The organism is Mesorhizobium erdmanii (assembly GCF_013170725.1).
GTDB classification, from domain to species: Bacteria; Pseudomonadota; Alphaproteobacteria; order Rhizobiales; family Rhizobiaceae; genus Mesorhizobium; species Mesorhizobium erdmanii.
In genome coordinates, this window is the sequence record NZ_CP033361.1 from 2,324,507 (window position 1) to 2,338,983 (window position 14,477).

At 61.8% G+C, this 14,477-nt stretch carries 12 protein-coding genes; 3 read left to right on the forward strand and 9 right to left on the reverse strand.

All coding sequences use genetic code 11. The annotated features are described in order from the left end of the window. Nucleotides 1-44 precede the first annotated feature (44 nt). From EB233_RS11215 to EB233_RS11255, 9 genes are all read right to left on the reverse strand, one after another. A complete protein-coding gene (locus EB233_RS11215) occupies nucleotides 45-1,724 on the reverse strand; it encodes a formate--tetrahydrofolate ligase (protein WP_064989711.1) in 1,680 nt (559 codons plus the stop codon). 314 nt (nucleotides 1,725-2,038) lie between these two features. Continuing rightward, nucleotides 2,039-3,163, reverse strand: coding sequence for a DUF2333 family protein (locus tag EB233_RS11220; RefSeq protein ID WP_064989710.1), 1,125 nt, complete (start codon nucleotides 3,161-3,163; stop codon nucleotides 2,039-2,041). 104 nt (nucleotides 3,164-3,267) lie between these two features. After that, nucleotides 3,268-4,569 carry a DUF6638 family protein gene (locus EB233_RS11225; RefSeq protein ID WP_064989709.1) on the reverse strand — a complete coding sequence of 434 codons (1,302 nt, stop codon included), beginning with the start codon at nucleotides 4,567-4,569 and terminating at the stop codon, nucleotides 3,268-3,270. A gap of 109 nt (nucleotides 4,570-4,678) precedes the next feature. Continuing rightward, nucleotides 4,679-5,095 (reverse strand): endonuclease domain-containing protein, encoded by a 417-nt coding sequence (locus tag EB233_RS11230; protein ID WP_064989708.1) that lies wholly within the window; start codon nucleotides 5,093-5,095, stop codon nucleotides 4,679-4,681. Nucleotides 5,096-5,211: 116 nt separating this feature from the next. Continuing rightward, nucleotides 5,212-7,122: an AAA family ATPase gene (locus tag EB233_RS11235; protein WP_064989707.1), complete on the reverse strand. Its 1,911-nt coding sequence runs from the start codon at nucleotides 7,120-7,122 to the stop codon at nucleotides 5,212-5,214. A gap of 24 nt (nucleotides 7,123-7,146) precedes the next feature. Next, nucleotides 7,147-8,292, reverse strand: coding sequence for a hypothetical protein (locus EB233_RS11240; RefSeq protein WP_064989706.1), 1,146 nt, complete (start codon nucleotides 8,290-8,292; stop codon nucleotides 7,147-7,149). A gap of 40 nt (nucleotides 8,293-8,332) precedes the next feature. Continuing rightward, nucleotides 8,333-9,421 carry a hypothetical protein gene (locus EB233_RS11245; RefSeq protein ID WP_027056962.1) on the reverse strand — a complete coding sequence of 363 codons (1,089 nt, stop codon included), beginning with the start codon at nucleotides 9,419-9,421 and terminating at the stop codon, nucleotides 8,333-8,335. 297 nt (nucleotides 9,422-9,718) lie between these two features. Continuing rightward, nucleotides 9,719-10,108, reverse strand: coding sequence for a c-type cytochrome (locus EB233_RS11250; protein WP_064989705.1), 390 nt, complete (start codon nucleotides 10,106-10,108; stop codon nucleotides 9,719-9,721). A 373-nt stretch (nucleotides 10,109-10,481) separates the two neighbouring features. Further along, the gene (locus EB233_RS11255) at nucleotides 10,482-11,093 is read right to left on the reverse strand and encodes a thymidine kinase (RefSeq protein WP_064989704.1); all 612 of its coding nucleotides are present in this window, start codon (nucleotides 11,091-11,093) and stop codon (nucleotides 10,482-10,484) included. Between the two features lie 273 nt (nucleotides 11,094-11,366). Between EB233_RS11255 and EB233_RS11260 the strand changes: the two genes are divergently transcribed. The 3 genes from EB233_RS11260 to choV all read left to right on the forward strand — a co-directional run bounded on the left by EB233_RS11260 (nucleotide 11,367) and on the right by choV (nucleotide 14,472). Beyond that, nucleotides 11,367-12,302 (forward strand): choline ABC transporter substrate-binding protein, encoded by a 936-nt coding sequence (locus tag EB233_RS11260; RefSeq protein ID WP_064989703.1) that lies wholly within the window; start codon nucleotides 11,367-11,369, stop codon nucleotides 12,300-12,302. A gap of 137 nt (nucleotides 12,303-12,439) precedes the next feature. Beyond that, nucleotides 12,440-13,294, forward strand: a complete 855-nt coding sequence (choW, locus tag EB233_RS11265; protein WP_064989702.1) for a choline ABC transporter permease subunit — start codon at nucleotides 12,440-12,442, stop codon at nucleotides 13,292-13,294. Then, nucleotides 13,291-14,472 carry a choline ABC transporter ATP-binding protein gene (gene choV, locus EB233_RS11270; protein ID WP_064989701.1) on the forward strand — a complete coding sequence of 394 codons (1,182 nt, stop codon included), beginning with the start codon at nucleotides 13,291-13,293 and terminating at the stop codon, nucleotides 14,470-14,472. Before choW ends, choV begins: the two co-directional genes overlap by 4 nt. The last annotated feature ends 5 nt before the right edge of the window (nucleotides 14,473-14,477 follow it).

Genomic DNA, 14,477 nt, shown 5'->3' on the forward strand with positions numbered 1-14,477 from the left:
CGCATCGTTGCGGCGCCCTTTGGTATTTCGAGAGTTAAAGGATTTTAGAACAGGCCTTCGATCTGGCCGGCCTCGTTGAGGAAGATCTTTTCCGAAGACGGCTTGCTCGGCAGGCCGGGCATGGTCATGACCTCGCCGCAGATGATGACGACGAAGCCGGCACCCGCCGAAAGCCTGACCTCGCGCACCGGGACGGTATGGCCGGTCGGCGCGCCGCGCAGGTTCGGGTCGGTCGAGAAGGAGTACTGGGTCTTGGCCATGCATACCGGCAGATTGCCGTAGCCGGCGTCTTCCCAGGCTTTGAGCTGGTCGCGCACCGACTTGTCGGCGATCGCTTCCGAGCCGCGGTAGATGCGCTGGACGATGGTGTTGACCTTCTCGAACAGCGGCATTGCGTCGGGGTAGAGCGGCGCGAATTGCGAGGCGCCGGATTCGGCCAGCGCCACCACCTTGTTGGCGAGTTCCTCGATGCCGGCCGAGCCCTTGGCCCAATGCTTGCACAGGATCGCCTCTTCGCCCATCGAGGCGACATAGTCCTTCATCGCCTGAATCTCGGCGTCGGTGTCGGAATAGAAGTGGTTGATGGCAACCACCGCCGGCACGCCGAACTGCCTGATGTTCTCGATGTGGCGGCCGAGATTGGCGCAGCCCTTCTTCACCGCCTCGACGTTTTCCTTGCCGAGATCTTCCTTCTTGACGCCACCATTCATCTTCATGGCGCGCACGGTGGCGACGATGACGGTGGCCGCCGGCTTGAGGCCCGCCTTGCGGCACTTGATGTCGAAGAATTTCTCGGCACCGAGGTCGGCGCCGAAGCCAGCTTCGGTGACGACATAGTCCGCCAACTTCAGTGCCGTCGTGGTAGCGACGACCGAGTTGCAGCCATGCGCGATGTTGGCGAACGGGCCGCCATGGACGAAGGCCGGGTTGTTCTCCAGCGTCTGCACGAGGTTCGGCTGCATGGCGTCCTTCAACAGCACGGCCATGGCGCCGTCGGCCTTGAGGTCGCGGGCAAAGACCGGCGTCTTGTCGCGGCGATAGGCGACGATGATGTCGCCGAGGCGCTTTTCCAGGTCCTTCAGGTCGGTGGACAGGCACAGGATCGCCATCACTTCCGAGGCGACGGTGATGTCGAAGCCGGCTTCGCGCGGATAGCCGTTGGCGACGCCGCCGAGCGAGCAGATGATTTCGCGCAACGCCCGGTCGTTCATGTCCATGACGCGGCGCCAGGCGACACGGCGGGTGTCGATGCCGAGTTCATTGCCCCAGTAGATGTGGTTGTCGATCAGCGCCGAAAGCAGATTGTGCGCGGTGGTGATGGCGTGGAAGTCGCCGGTGAAATGGAGGTTCATGTCCTCCATCGGCACGACCTGCGCATAGCCACCGCCGGCGGCTCCGCCCTTGACGCCGAAATTCGGGCCGAGCGAGGCTTCGCGGATGCAGACGATCGCCTTCTTGCCGATGCGGTTCAGGCCATCGCCGAGGCCGACGGTGGTGGTCGTCTTGCCTTCGCCGGCCGGTGTCGGGTTGATGGCGGTGACCAGGATCAGCTTGCCGTCCTTGTTGCCCTTCACCGACTTGATGAACTCGGCTGATACCTTCGCCTTGTCGTGGCCATAGGGCAGCAGATGCTCGGTCGGGATGCCGATCTTCTGGCCGATCTCCTGGATCTGCTTTTTCTTGGCGCCACGCGCGATCTCGATGTCGGACTTCACTTCGGCCATGACGGCTTTCCTCTGGATTGGACGGTGGAGGGGACGATGGGGTTGATCTCTATCGCAAGCAGGTTGGAACCGGGAGCGCGGGCATCTAACCCTGTCGCTGCCGTGACGTCAACTTTCATGCAACTATGTTTCCTCTAGAGAAAATTCCTCTGCGGCCGGCCGACCTGTCCTCGGTTCTTGCTGGCTCCGCTTGCCGCGCCGTATAGAAGCCAGAGCGACGGCGTTTCCGCCGTCTCAAAACAGCCGCACAATGCACGGAATGCGACAGAGGCGACGGCGCAAATCCGCCATCGCCTGGGCCGAAGCTCAAAGTGTCACTGCGTCAGCACGTTGCTGATTTCGACCATGTTGGAGCGCACGCGCAAGATATAGAAGCCCATCGTCGTCAGGTGCGTCGGCAGCAGCCAGCCGTCCTCGCGGCCATTGGCGATGATGAAGGGCTGGATGCGCAGCGCCGAGACGAATTGCGCGTCCATCGTGTCCCACAGGCTCTGCAGGTGCTTTTCCTTGAGGACGTCCTCGAAGTCGGCCTGGGCGCCCTTCATCAGGCCGTAATAGGCATAGAGCTGGCCATAGGCGAACCAGTAGCGGTCGTCGGCGCGGGTGTCGAACCAGCCATTGTTATGGTTCTCGGCGCGCTCCTTGAGGATGGCCGAGGTCGAGCCGATATCCGATGCAATGCGATCGATATACTGCTTGAGGTTGTCGGCACGGGCATCGAACGTGGCCTGACAGGTGGCGAGGCGGGCGTTGAACGAGCGCAGCTTGCGCACCGCATCACGATAATAGCTCGGCGTCGGCGTCTTGGGGCCAAACGGGCTGACGCCGAAGTACCAGGTGTATTCGTCGAACTGCAGATTTCCGCGCGCGTCCTGCAGGTCGGCATCGATCTGTGAGGTCGTGCGGACGCGGCCGAGATTATCGGCGAGTTCGGTCGCCGTGCGCCGCACCGCCTGGTTGATGCCGCGCTGGAACGACGCCTTGTTGTCCATCCATGGTGTGTCGTCCCAGTTGATGCCGAACAGGCCGAGCTTGTAGAGGATCATCGACGAGATCCAGGCATTCTGATTGACATTGAAATCGGTCAGGTCGGCGGCCACCTGGGCAATGCCGGAGTTTCCGCAGGTCTTGGCAGTATCGGTGCCGGTGCCGGCGGCGACCTGCTCACCGGCCGAAACATTGCGCTTCTCGAAGGTGTAGGTGTCCGGATAGTTCGGGTCGAATTTGTTCCACCATTGGGTGGCGTAGAAGAAGTTGGCGTAGAGGCCGATCAGCACCAGCAGGGCAAGGCCGACCACGGCCTTGAGGATCCAGCCACGCTGCGCGTACCAGCGTCCGGCCCACAGGAACGGCCACACGATGACGCCGATCAGAAGACCGATGCCGCGGCCGATCCATTGGAAAACCCTGACGAAGAAGTTCACGATCGGATCAAGCATGGCTCTCGTCACCCCTCAAGCATGATGCCAAAAAGTTGCAGACTTTCTGGGCAACACCATGCGTCAAAACAATAAATCAGAACGAAATCATGGTTCATTTCGGTCTAGTCAGTCAGGCCGTAGAGGCGTGTGCGAAACGCCACCTTGTCCTTCAAATATGTGGTTTTCAGAACGTCCACAACATGCGATCGCCAGGCGTCGCTGAAGCCGTCATAATCCTTGTAGAAGCCGTCCTTGTTGAAAATGTAGCGCGAGACGAAGTCCGACGGTACGAAATCCGAGATCAGCCGATTGGTCAGCCAGGCGTCGGGATGGTCCGGCTTGGCGCGGATCACCAGGAAGCGCTGCTGGGGAAACACGTCCTCGATCTTGAGGTGGCCAAGCTGGGCGATCTCGCGCTTGGCGGCGTTGAGGAAGGGAAAATTGCCGTCCCTGGTGATCAGGTCGGCATGGCTCTGGATCCAGGTCTGCAGCCAGACCTTGTCGACATCGGTCAGATTGCGGTCCGGCTCGGCGTCGCGGATCAGCGCGCGCACCACCATCTCGGCCCGGTGCTCGAGATAGCCTGATGCCTCGATCCAGGAGGCGCGCGGCAGCTCGATGCGGCCAGTCGAGGCCAGGAATTTGAACACCTTGTCGGCGTCCTTGATCGAGAGATAGCTGACCTGCCACGGCCGCGAGCGGCGAAAGCCGGGGGCGGCCGGATCGCTGATCACCGTCGTCATGTCGGGGTCGACGAACACGTAGAGACCGCCGAAATGGCTGGTCCAATAAGCATTGTGGCGGAAGATCACCTGGTCGGGCACCAGCGCGTTCTCTCTGATATCGCCACAGATCTTCGCCAACTCCACCATGTGGTTCAGCATGGTATCGTCGCGCCAGGCATCGGGCTCCTGCTTCAGCCGGTCGACGAGCTTGCCGAGTTCGGCGGCCTTGCCCAGCACATCCTCCGCCGACAGCACCTTGAACTCGACCTGGTTGATCGACAAAAGGTCCTCGATGTCATTGACCTTAGGAACGGAGTCCTCGATCTCGCCGTAGATGACGTCCTTGATGGTCAGCGCGTCGATGGCGCGCTGGTTCTTGGACATGAACTCGAACATCAGCAGCGAGGTATTGGAGAAGGCGGTGTGCACCACCGGCAGGTCGATCTGCGACGGTGTCAGGATGATGAAGCGGCGATTGACCTCGTTGGGGTCGAGATAATCATAGTCGCCGCACTCCTCGGCCACTTCGGGCGAGAAGCCGGTGCGGTCGATCTGGAAGCTCTTCAGCTTGGTGGGATTGAGGCCGAAGGCGGCAAGCGCCTTGTTGTAGCGATCGATCAGATGCGGCTCGTCGATGGTGAGCAAGCGGCCGTAGATCAGCTCGTTATCGCGCAGAAGGTCGGGTTTTTTGGCGGTCATCTCGAAGCGTCCGAGAGGTTTTGCCTGACAAGATGAAGCGCCAACGCTGGCGTCCCCCTCTCCCCGTTCTTCACGGGGAGAGGGTAAGGGTGAGGGGCGGCGCCGACAGTCAAGGATATGTCTCCCCATAGCTTTTTGCAGCGATGAATCGAAGGTCACTCGTTTCGATATGACGATCGAGGCGCTGTTCGATAGCCGCCAGTATCGTCTCAAGCACCGCTTCTCGCTCCTTTAATACGTCGACGTTCCAGAAGCGGAGTAGAGACCAACCATTTGAAACCATGAAGCGATCTCTCGTCTGATCGTACTTGCTGTCGACATGCTGACTGCCGTCGACCTCGACGACCAACTGGCAGTCCCTGCAAGCAAAATCAGCAAAGTAGCTGCCTATCGGAAACTGTCGGACAAATTTGTGGCCGTTCAGCCTGCGTCCGCGCAACTCCATCCAAAGCGCGTTCTCGGCGTCGTTGTCCGACTGGCGTAGACGTCTCGCCCGCCCTGTTGTTTCGATTTCTGGTCCACGCATGCGCTGCCCCTCACCCGTACCCTCTCCCCGTGAAGAACGGGGAGAGGGGGGCGTCAGCGCTGGCTCCTTGTCCTTCGACGGCGCGAAGGACTGTCCATTGACGCGACGGCCGGACCTCACGCATTCCAACTGCCCTTCTGCTTCATCACCTCCATCTCGCGCGCTGCCCTTTCGCGCAGTCTTGCGTCGCGCAGGAGTTTTCCCACCGCGGCGTCGTCGGACTTGTCGGAATAGCGGAACTCGGAATCGGCGTAGCGGTTGATCTCCTGCATGACCATGTCAAGCGAGAACGGCCCGCGCAGATCCTCGATCATGGCTTTCTTCTCGTCATACCCCTTGTGCATGAAGGCTTCCGGCTTCTCGAACCAGTCGTCGGGCAGCTCGATGTCCATGGCGCGCATCTTGATGGCGTCGGTGACGTTCTTGATGGCGCGGCCGGTGAAGCGGGGCTCGGCATCCTTGATCAGGTGGAGATAGGTGCCGATATCGGCCATGGTCTTGGGCGCGCCGTTCTCCTTCATGTAGCGCTCGTAGACTTTCATCAGGCCGTCCTCTTGCGGCTTTTCGTGCTCCTCATAGGCTTCGGTCACGGCGCGCTGGATTTCCTGCGCCGCATAGAGCTCGTGCTTGCCCAGGGGGATCTCGTGGTTCTTGCCGGCGAGCAGCACGAAGATGTCGATATAGTCGTCGCGGGTCTGCGGTCCGTCGACCAGCCAACGGGCGCCGGCGCGCTGGCGCAGCGCGTCGTCGACATTCTCGGGATAGTTGGAAAACATGCCGAACGAGCAGTTGCCGCGCACCACGGTGGCGGCGCCGGCGAAGGCATCCATCAAAACGCCGGTGATCTCCTGCTGGCCAGCCGAGGCGCGGTCGTCGGAGCGGCGCGCCGCCACCTGGTCGATGTCGTCGATGGTGCCGAAGCCGATGACACGCGGGTTCAGCACATTGTTGATGAACTGGCGGCAGTTCTGGCCGGACTTGCCCTGATAGGACGAGATCTGGTCGACACCGAAATTCTCATAGGCGAAGGGATAGCCGGCGACCTGGCAGTAGCCGTTGACGAGGCCGGCGATCATCTGGATCAGCGTCGTCTTGCCGGTGCCGGGCGCGCCGTCGCCGATGAAGGTGAACAGGAAGCCGCCGAGCTCGACGAACGGGTTCAGCTCGCGCTCGAAATCATAGGCCATCAGCATCTTGGCGAGCTTGACCGACTGGTATTTGGCGATGTGGTTGCCGACGACCTCTTCGGGTTTCTTGAAGGTCATCACCAGCGGCTTGGAGCGCTTGCCGGGCGCGACGTCGAAGCCATCGAGGGTGAAATCATCGGCATCGATGCGGATATGGGCGTTCTCGAACGGGCCGATGCCGTCGAAGCGGCCTTTTCTGGCCAACAGCCCGTCGATGGCGACGCGGGCGAAAGCGCGTGCCCTGGTGGCCAGGTCGGCATCGTCCTTCGAGCCCGCAATCGCCTTGTCGAGGCCGGCTAGGATCGACTTCACCGCATCCTGCGGCGTGTCGAACAGGAAATCCGGCTCGGGAATATCGTTGGGCGCCTCGCCGTCGCTGTCGATCAGCTGGAACAGATAGGACGCAAGGCTGAAAGCCGAGATGTAGGCTGAGGCAGAGAGAAGCTTCTTGAAGGCTGAAGCCTCGTCGCCCTCGAGCGGCGCACGGGTGTTTTTCGCCTGCAGGCTTTCGAGGTCGGAGCCTTCGGCGAAGACATCCGACACGGCGAGCGCAATCGCCGTGCCGCGCCGGGCCCGAAACAGAAGCGTGTGCTGTGCAATGGTCAGCAACTGATCGTCGGGATGGACGGCGCCGACGGTCTTCGTGAGTTCGACCTCGCGCGTGCGGCGCACCGAGCCGACCGAGACCGTGGAGACGAAACGGCGGTTGGTGCCGGCCAGTGCCGTGCCGGATTCGCGCGACGGATCCTCCAGCACGACGATGCGGGTGATGAAGCTCTGCGCGGTGGCGCGGTGCTTTTCGATCGCCGCTTCCGCAATGGTGGTCAGGCCGGTGTCCATGAAGGATGCTCCGTGGTGTGACGGTCAGACGTCTGAGATGACCTGTCCGTTGGACAGGATGTGCACCTTGTAGCCGCCGAAGATCTTCTGTGCCTCGCCGGCGGCGTAGAGCGCTTGGTAGGCCTCGTGCGGGATCAGCGCGTGGTTCTCGTAGCTCGACACGCCCTGGCGCGCGGCTTCCAGGTCATCGGTGTTGATGAAGAATTCCTGCGTCGTCTTTTCGCTGGAAAACAGCCCCTTGCGGCCGGGTTTCTCGCCCTTGGAGTAGACCTCCTGGATGGTCCAGGTCAAAAGCCAGGCGTTTTCCGGCTTGCGCACCTTGGCCAGCACTTCCGCCACCGTCGAATTGTTGTCGGTAATACCCGCGGAATAGAACGGGCCGAGCACGACGCGGCGCAATTGTTTGGGGTGGAGCGGCTCGAAATCCTTGTCGAGATTGACCGCGATCGTCGCCGGAGACAACGTATAGGCGGAGTTCTTCTCGGTGAAATCGTCGAAACGATGCGCCAGCTCGGGATTGAGCAGGCCGTCGACCGGCAGGGGGATGTCTACTTTCTCGTTGAACTTGCCGTCCCGGTCGACGAGCTGGCGGATCATGCTCTCGGAGGAATCCTCCACCGTGACCATGTAGACCAGCGGCAGGTTGGCACTGCCGTCGAAGGTCGCCCAATGGACGAGATAGTAGGGCCGCGCTGTTTTCGGATTGACCGAGACCTTGGCGGTTTGCGCCAGCGTGAACGGCCCAAAGGTCTGCTCGCTCTTGACGTCCTCGAGGTAGAGCCGCTCGGCCATCGACTTCTGCAGCGCCTCGGGGAATTCCTTGTGGCGCAGGATGAAGTCGGCCATCTCGTCCCGCAATTCGCCGGCCTTCGGGATGTTGGCAAGCCGGCTGTCGGCCTGGCGGCGGTCGTTTTCCAGTTCGAGCAGGTTCTGGAACACCGGAAAGCCGCTCTCGGCGCGCGAAATGCGGAACGTGTCCATGAAGCCCAGGCGGTTGCGCCAGCAGCCGAAAGACTTGTCGAGCCGGGCGATGTACTCGGCAACGATCCTGGCGACGATGCCGTGCCGGTAGAGCGGCGAGCGGTCGTCGCGCATGAACACTTCAAGGCCGCTGAGCGCGGCCGTGATTGCCGAGAAATACCGCGCCGCCGCGTCGTTTTCGGGGGTCATTGTGTCAGCCCTGGGATCGTCGCACCGGTGCGCGCGGCAATTATGACTGCACGTAGTTGGCCGAATTGTGCTTCTTCAGCACTTCGTCGAAGCGGCGCGCGAAGGCATCGTCGGCCAGCTTCTTGCGGCGCTGGATATCGGCGCTGGCGACCATGTTCTTCTCATGCATCTCGAGCAGATCGCCAATGTGCTTCTGCGACGCGGCGCCGATGCCGGCCATGGTTTCTTCCGCCGTGTTGTCGACCTGGCTGCCGAGCGTGTTGATCTTGTGGGCGACGTCCTGCTGGGCGGCAGTTTTCAGCGAATCTTCCAGCGCCTTGTAGAGCACGATACGCTGCTCGGTATCGATGGTCAGCTTGTTGATCAGCGTCGACTGAGCGGCGATCTGGTTGTTGAGCGAATCGACGAAGGTCTGGAACATCGAGGTGTAGCGTTCGAGCGTCTGGCTTTCGGCCAGCAGTTCCTGTTCCTTGGCCTGCTTCTCATTGTATTCGGTGGCGAGCTTGGAGCGCTCGCCCTCAAGCTGCGTGCGGTCCTTCTGGCTGGTCGAGGCGGCGATCTTGTTCTCGATGTCGAGCAGCATCGGGTTGAGCTCCTCGATGCGCTTCTGCACGGCTTCGAGGTTGGTCATGGTGGTCTTGCGGCGCTCGATCACCTGCGACAGGCTGTTCTCGGAGGTTTTGTAGCGCTGGTCGAGGACCTCCTTCTGCGCCTTCAGGATGCCGACGATGGTGTCGGACTTGGCCAGCAGTTCCTGCAGATTGCCGGCCAGCGACATGTTGCGGACGCGATCGGTGCGCATGCGCTGCTTGCGCTGGCTGGAGAAGACGCCGACGAAGTTCTCCCAGCCGGTGTAGTTCTTCATGCTCTCGAACTCGGCACCGAAGACGTTGGTGGCGTCCTCGAGGCCGATGATGAGGTCGGCAATGTTGCCTTCCATCACCTTCTGCTGCTTCAGCACATCCTCGATGCGGGCGTTCTCGATGTCGAAATTGGCGTCGCCGATCTTCTTGTCGGCGGTGGCAAGCGTGTCGAGCACGGTGCCGGACTGCTCGATCTTGGCGCGCATGTCCTGGACGACCTGCTTGGTCTTGGCAATTTCGGCATCGAAATTCTGCAATGTCGCCATAGGGGCCTCCCGCTTCGGCTTCCGGTCGCTGGTTGCGAACAGCGGCGAATATATGTGGGGCATCCGGGGATTGAAAGACGTGAAGACAGTGGCAGCGTGAAAACAAAAGAATCCGCCAAGGCCTTGAAAGACAATGCAGGTGGGGTCATGACGTGATTAGCCGGCCGGCTTGGCCTGGTTCAACTGTCATTGAACCTTTATATCGGCAAATCACCGGCGCCAGCGTCGCGGAGATGTTGAATTCGCAGGCAATTGAACCGGTTGCTGGCAAAGCCATCGCTGTCCTGCCATGCGCGCTCAGGGTTTCGGATCGGCCTTCAGATAGGCGATGACATTGGCGATGTCGTCATCATTGGTCAGGCCGCCAAACGCCATCCTGTTGCCCGGTACTTTCAGCTTCGGGGCCTTGAGATATTCGGCAAGATTTGCCTCGTCCCAGACGAGACCGGCCGCGCCCGCGGCCTTCATCGCTTCGGAATAATGGCCAAGGAAGCTCTCGGCCGTGCCGGCGGTGCGGCCGACCACACCCAAGAGATGCGGGCCGACCTTGTCGCGGTCGGTGGCTGCCTCATGGCAGGCGATGCAGCGGTTGAAGACTTTCTTTCCGAGCGCCGGATCGCCACCGGCATGAGCGCCAACAGTGGCCACAAGGAGGAAGAGGCTGGCGGAGGAAACGGCTCGAAGCATGGCTGACCCGGAGAACTCTGGCTGGGACGAGAATGGTGCAGGATAGGACTGAGCCCTTAACGAACGTTGCATCATGGCAGGATTGCTCCGACTCTTCCTATCCTACTTCAGGACAATGTAGCAGCGAGGACCACGCCGGGACGCATGACCATGCTGGTCAGGCCTGCCGTGCAAGGTCACGGCGCAGGAAATCATGCAGCCGATCGACCGCGATCAAGCCAAGCAGCGAGGCGCTGGAGTAGGTGTAACGGTAGGACCGGTCGGCAGGCCGCCGGCATGGCACTGATCGCCGTGGCGACACTTGGCGTCCGGCTGGGCTGGCGGTTCCCGGCAAGGCCAGTCCTGGCGGCCTGACGGCGATGGCAGGGGATATTCAGGATTTCATGAAGCCGATGAAATCGTCCGGCGTGGCGCGGCCCATCTCTTCTTCCCAATGGCGGCGGCAAAGCGAGACGTAGACGTCCTTGCCGATCTCCACCTGTTCGCCCTGGCGGGCAACCTTGCCATCGGCGCCGAGGCGCACGACCATCGTTGCCTTGCGGCCGCAGCGGCAAATGGTGCGCACCTCGCGCAGATCGTCGGCGATCGCCAGCAGCGCGCGCGAGCCGGAGAACAGCTTGCCCTGGAAATCGGTGCGCAGGCCGTAGCACATCACCGGAATGTTCAGCCGGTCGGCGATGCGGGCCAATTGCCAGACCTGCTCCTCCTCGAGAAACTGCGCCTCGTCGACGAAGACGCAATGCACCGTCGTGTGGTCGTGATGCTCGGCGACACGGGCGAACAGGTCGTCGCCGTCGCGGAACATCTCGGCTTCCGTCTCCAGCCCGATGCGCGACGAGATCAGGCCGCTGTCGCCCTTGCGGTAGTGGCCGGCGACGAACAGCATCGTCGTCATGCCGCGTTCGCGATAATTGTACGACGCCTGCAGGAGCATGGTCGTCTTGCCGGCATTCATCGTCGCGTAGTTGAAATAGAGCTTCGCCATGTCGCTCTTTTAAGCCGACTTGGCCCGGGGCGGGGAGGGGTCGCTGCCGCATCTCCCCTGAAAAAGCAGACGGGTCCCAAACCGTCTAGTCGCGGAAAAAACTGTCCGGCACGACAAAAGCGTCAACCGTGTCGCTGATTGGCTAGTCCGCGCCGTTGATCGTGATTGCCTTGACGCTTGAATCCACACCAGAATGGTGTTTGGCTGACGAAACAAGGCGGGCAGAGAAACCGTAACTACGCTTCGCCAAAGAATCACAATAGGAGACTGTCTATGTCGCGTATGAATTCCTTCGCCGCCGGCCTCGGCCTAGCGGCTTTTCTGTCCACCAGCGTTGCCTTTGCCGGCGATGCCGAGAGCTGCAAGACCGTGCGTCTCTCCGATGTCGGCTGGACCGACATCCAGGCCACCACGGGCCTGGCCTCGGTGCTGCTCACCGCGCTCGGCTACGAGCCGAAGACCATCCAGCTGTCGGTGCCGGTGACCATGGCTTCGTTGAAGAACAAGGACCTCGATGTCTTCCTCGGCAACTGGATGCCGTCGATGACCAACGACATCAAGGACTACACCGCCGACGGTTCGGTCGAGACCATCAGCACCAACCTGACCGGCGCCGGCTACGGCATCGTCGTGCCGACCTATGTCGCCGACGCCGGCGTCAAGTCGCTGACCGACCTCGGCAAGTTCAAGGACAAGTTCAACGGCAAGATCTACGGCATCGAGGCCGGCAATGACGGCAACCGCATCATCCTCGACATGATCAAGAACCCTAAGGACAATCTCGACGGCTTCGAGCTGGTCGAATCCTCGGAGGCGGGCATGCTGACACAGGCCGAGCAGTCGATGAAGAGCAATGAGTGGATCGCCTTCCTCGGCTGGACCCCGCATCCGGTGATGGGCGCCATGAAGATCACCTATCTCGACGGCATGGGCGACAGCGGCTTCGGCGCCGCCACCGTGTTCACCAACGTGCGCAAGGGCTACACCACCGAGTGCCCGAACGCCGGCAAGTTCATCGCCAACCTCAAGTTCAATCTGGACATGGAAGGCCAGATGATGGACGCGATCCTCAAGGGCGGCGACGCCCAGACGGTCGCGACCGACTGGCTGAAGAAGCATCCGGACGCCGTCGCGCCCTGGATCGCCGGCGTGACGACCTTCGATGGCGGCGACGCCGCGGCCGCGGTCAAGAAAGCGCTCGGAAGCTGAGCCGACTTTGCATCCGGCATGACCGGATGGAGATGGGCAGCCGCTTAACAAAGGGCTGCCCTTTTTCATATCCTATGACAAGATGACCTAGCGACAGCACGGGGCCGAAGGCCGCGCTCTGACAGAAGAGGGGTGAGATGGATCCGATTTCCAAATTCATGGTCGATCACAAAATCCCGATCGGTGCCTGGGGAAAGGCCTTTTTCGGGTTCCTGACCGACAATTTCGACACCATCTTCAGGGCGTTCTCCAATGGCCTGAATTTCATCCTCGACGGGTTGGTCGAGCTTTTGCTGATGGTGCCGCCGGTGCTGCTGGCGCTGGTCATCGCCCTCGTCGCCTGGCTGCTGCAACGCTCGCGGCCGCTGGCCATCGGCGTCTTCCTAGGCCTGATCTTCATCATCAACCAGAACCTGTGGAAGCAGACCGTGCAGACGTTGGTGCTGGTCGTCGCCGCCGCCGCCATGGCTATGGCCATCGGCGTGCCGCTCGGCATCTGGGCGGCGCACAAGCCGAAGGTCTACCGCGTCATGCTGCCGGTGCTCGACCTGATGCAGACGCTGCCGACCTTCGTCTACCTGATCCCGGTGCTGACCCTGTTCGGTCTCGGCAACGCGCCCGGCCTCATCGTCACCATCATCTTCGTCATCCCGACCGCGGTCCGGCTCACCCATCTCGGCGTGGTTTCGGTGCCGAAGTCGATCATCGAGGCCGGCGAGGCGTTCGGCGCCACCAAGAGCCAGCTGTTGTGGAAGGTGGAACTGCCCTCGGCGCTGCCCACCATCATGGCCGGCCTGACGCAGTCGATCATGCTGTCGCTGTCGATGGTGGTGTTCGCGGCCCTCATCGGCGCCGGCGGGCTAGGCACCGAAATCAACCGTGCGCTCGGCTCGCGCCGCATCGATCTCGGGCTCGAGGCGGGCCTCGCCATCGTCGTGCTTGCGATCGTGCTCGACCGAATGACCCGCATTGGCGTTGGAGGCAAGAAATGACCGTCGCCGTCGACTTCAAGAACGTCGATATCGTCTTCGGCGCCGACCAGGCCGGCTCGCTGGCGATGATCGACAAGGGCGCCACGCGCGCCGAAATCCTGGAGAAGACCGGCAATGTGCTGGGCTGCGCCGGCGCCAGCCTGACCGTGCACGAGGGCGAGATCTCGGTGCTGATGGGCCTGTCCGGCTCCGGCAAGTCGACATTGCTGCGCGCTGTCAACCGTCTCAACGTGGTGTCGCGCGGCCAGGTACTGGTCAAGGACGGCGACAAGATCGTCGATGTCGTCACTTGTGACGAGCCGACCTTGCGGCGCCTGCGCCAGAAGCAGGTGGCGATGGTGTTCCAGCAGTTCGGCCTCTTGCCGTGGCGCACGGTGGAGGAAAATGTCGGGCTCGGCCTCGAACTGGCCGGCGTGCCGGACGCCGAACGCCGGGAACGCGTGCACAAGCAGCTCAAGCTGGTCAATCTCGACCAGTGGTCCAAGAAATACGCGCACGAACTGTCCGGCGGCATGCAGCAGCGTGTCGGCCTGGCCCGCGCCTTTGCCACCGAGGCGCCGATCCTGTTGATGGACGAGCCGTTCTCGGCGCTCGATCCGCTGATCCGCACCAAGTTGCAGGACGAATTGCTGCAGCTGCAGGCCGAGCTGAAGAGGACCATCATCTTCGTCAGCCACGATCTGGAAGAGGCGCTGAAGATCGGTAGCCACATCACGATCATGGAAGGCGGGCGTATCGTGCAGACCGGCGCGCCGGAAGACATCGTGCTGCGCCCCGCCAACGACTATGTCCGCGACTTCATCGCCAATGTGAACCCGCTCTCGGTGCTGACGGCCTGGAACGTGATGCGCGACAGTCGCGACCTCGAGCATGGCGACAATGGCTGGGTGTGGCTCGACCGGCGCAAGACGACACGCTTCAAGATCGACGAGCACGGGCTGGTGGCGGCGGCCGAACGCGACGGCAAGCCCGCGGTATGGGTTTCCTGCGCCGATGTCGAGGCCCGGTCGGAGGAGGCATCGCAAGTGTTCTGGGCCAATCCCGGCACCTCGCTGAAAACCGTGATGCTGGCCATGCACCGTTCGCAGACAGCACCGGTAGCGCTGTTCGATGATCAGTCGCGCTTCGTCGGTGCGATCGGCATCAGGGATGTGCTGAGCGCGGTGCTGCGGCGGTAGTTCCA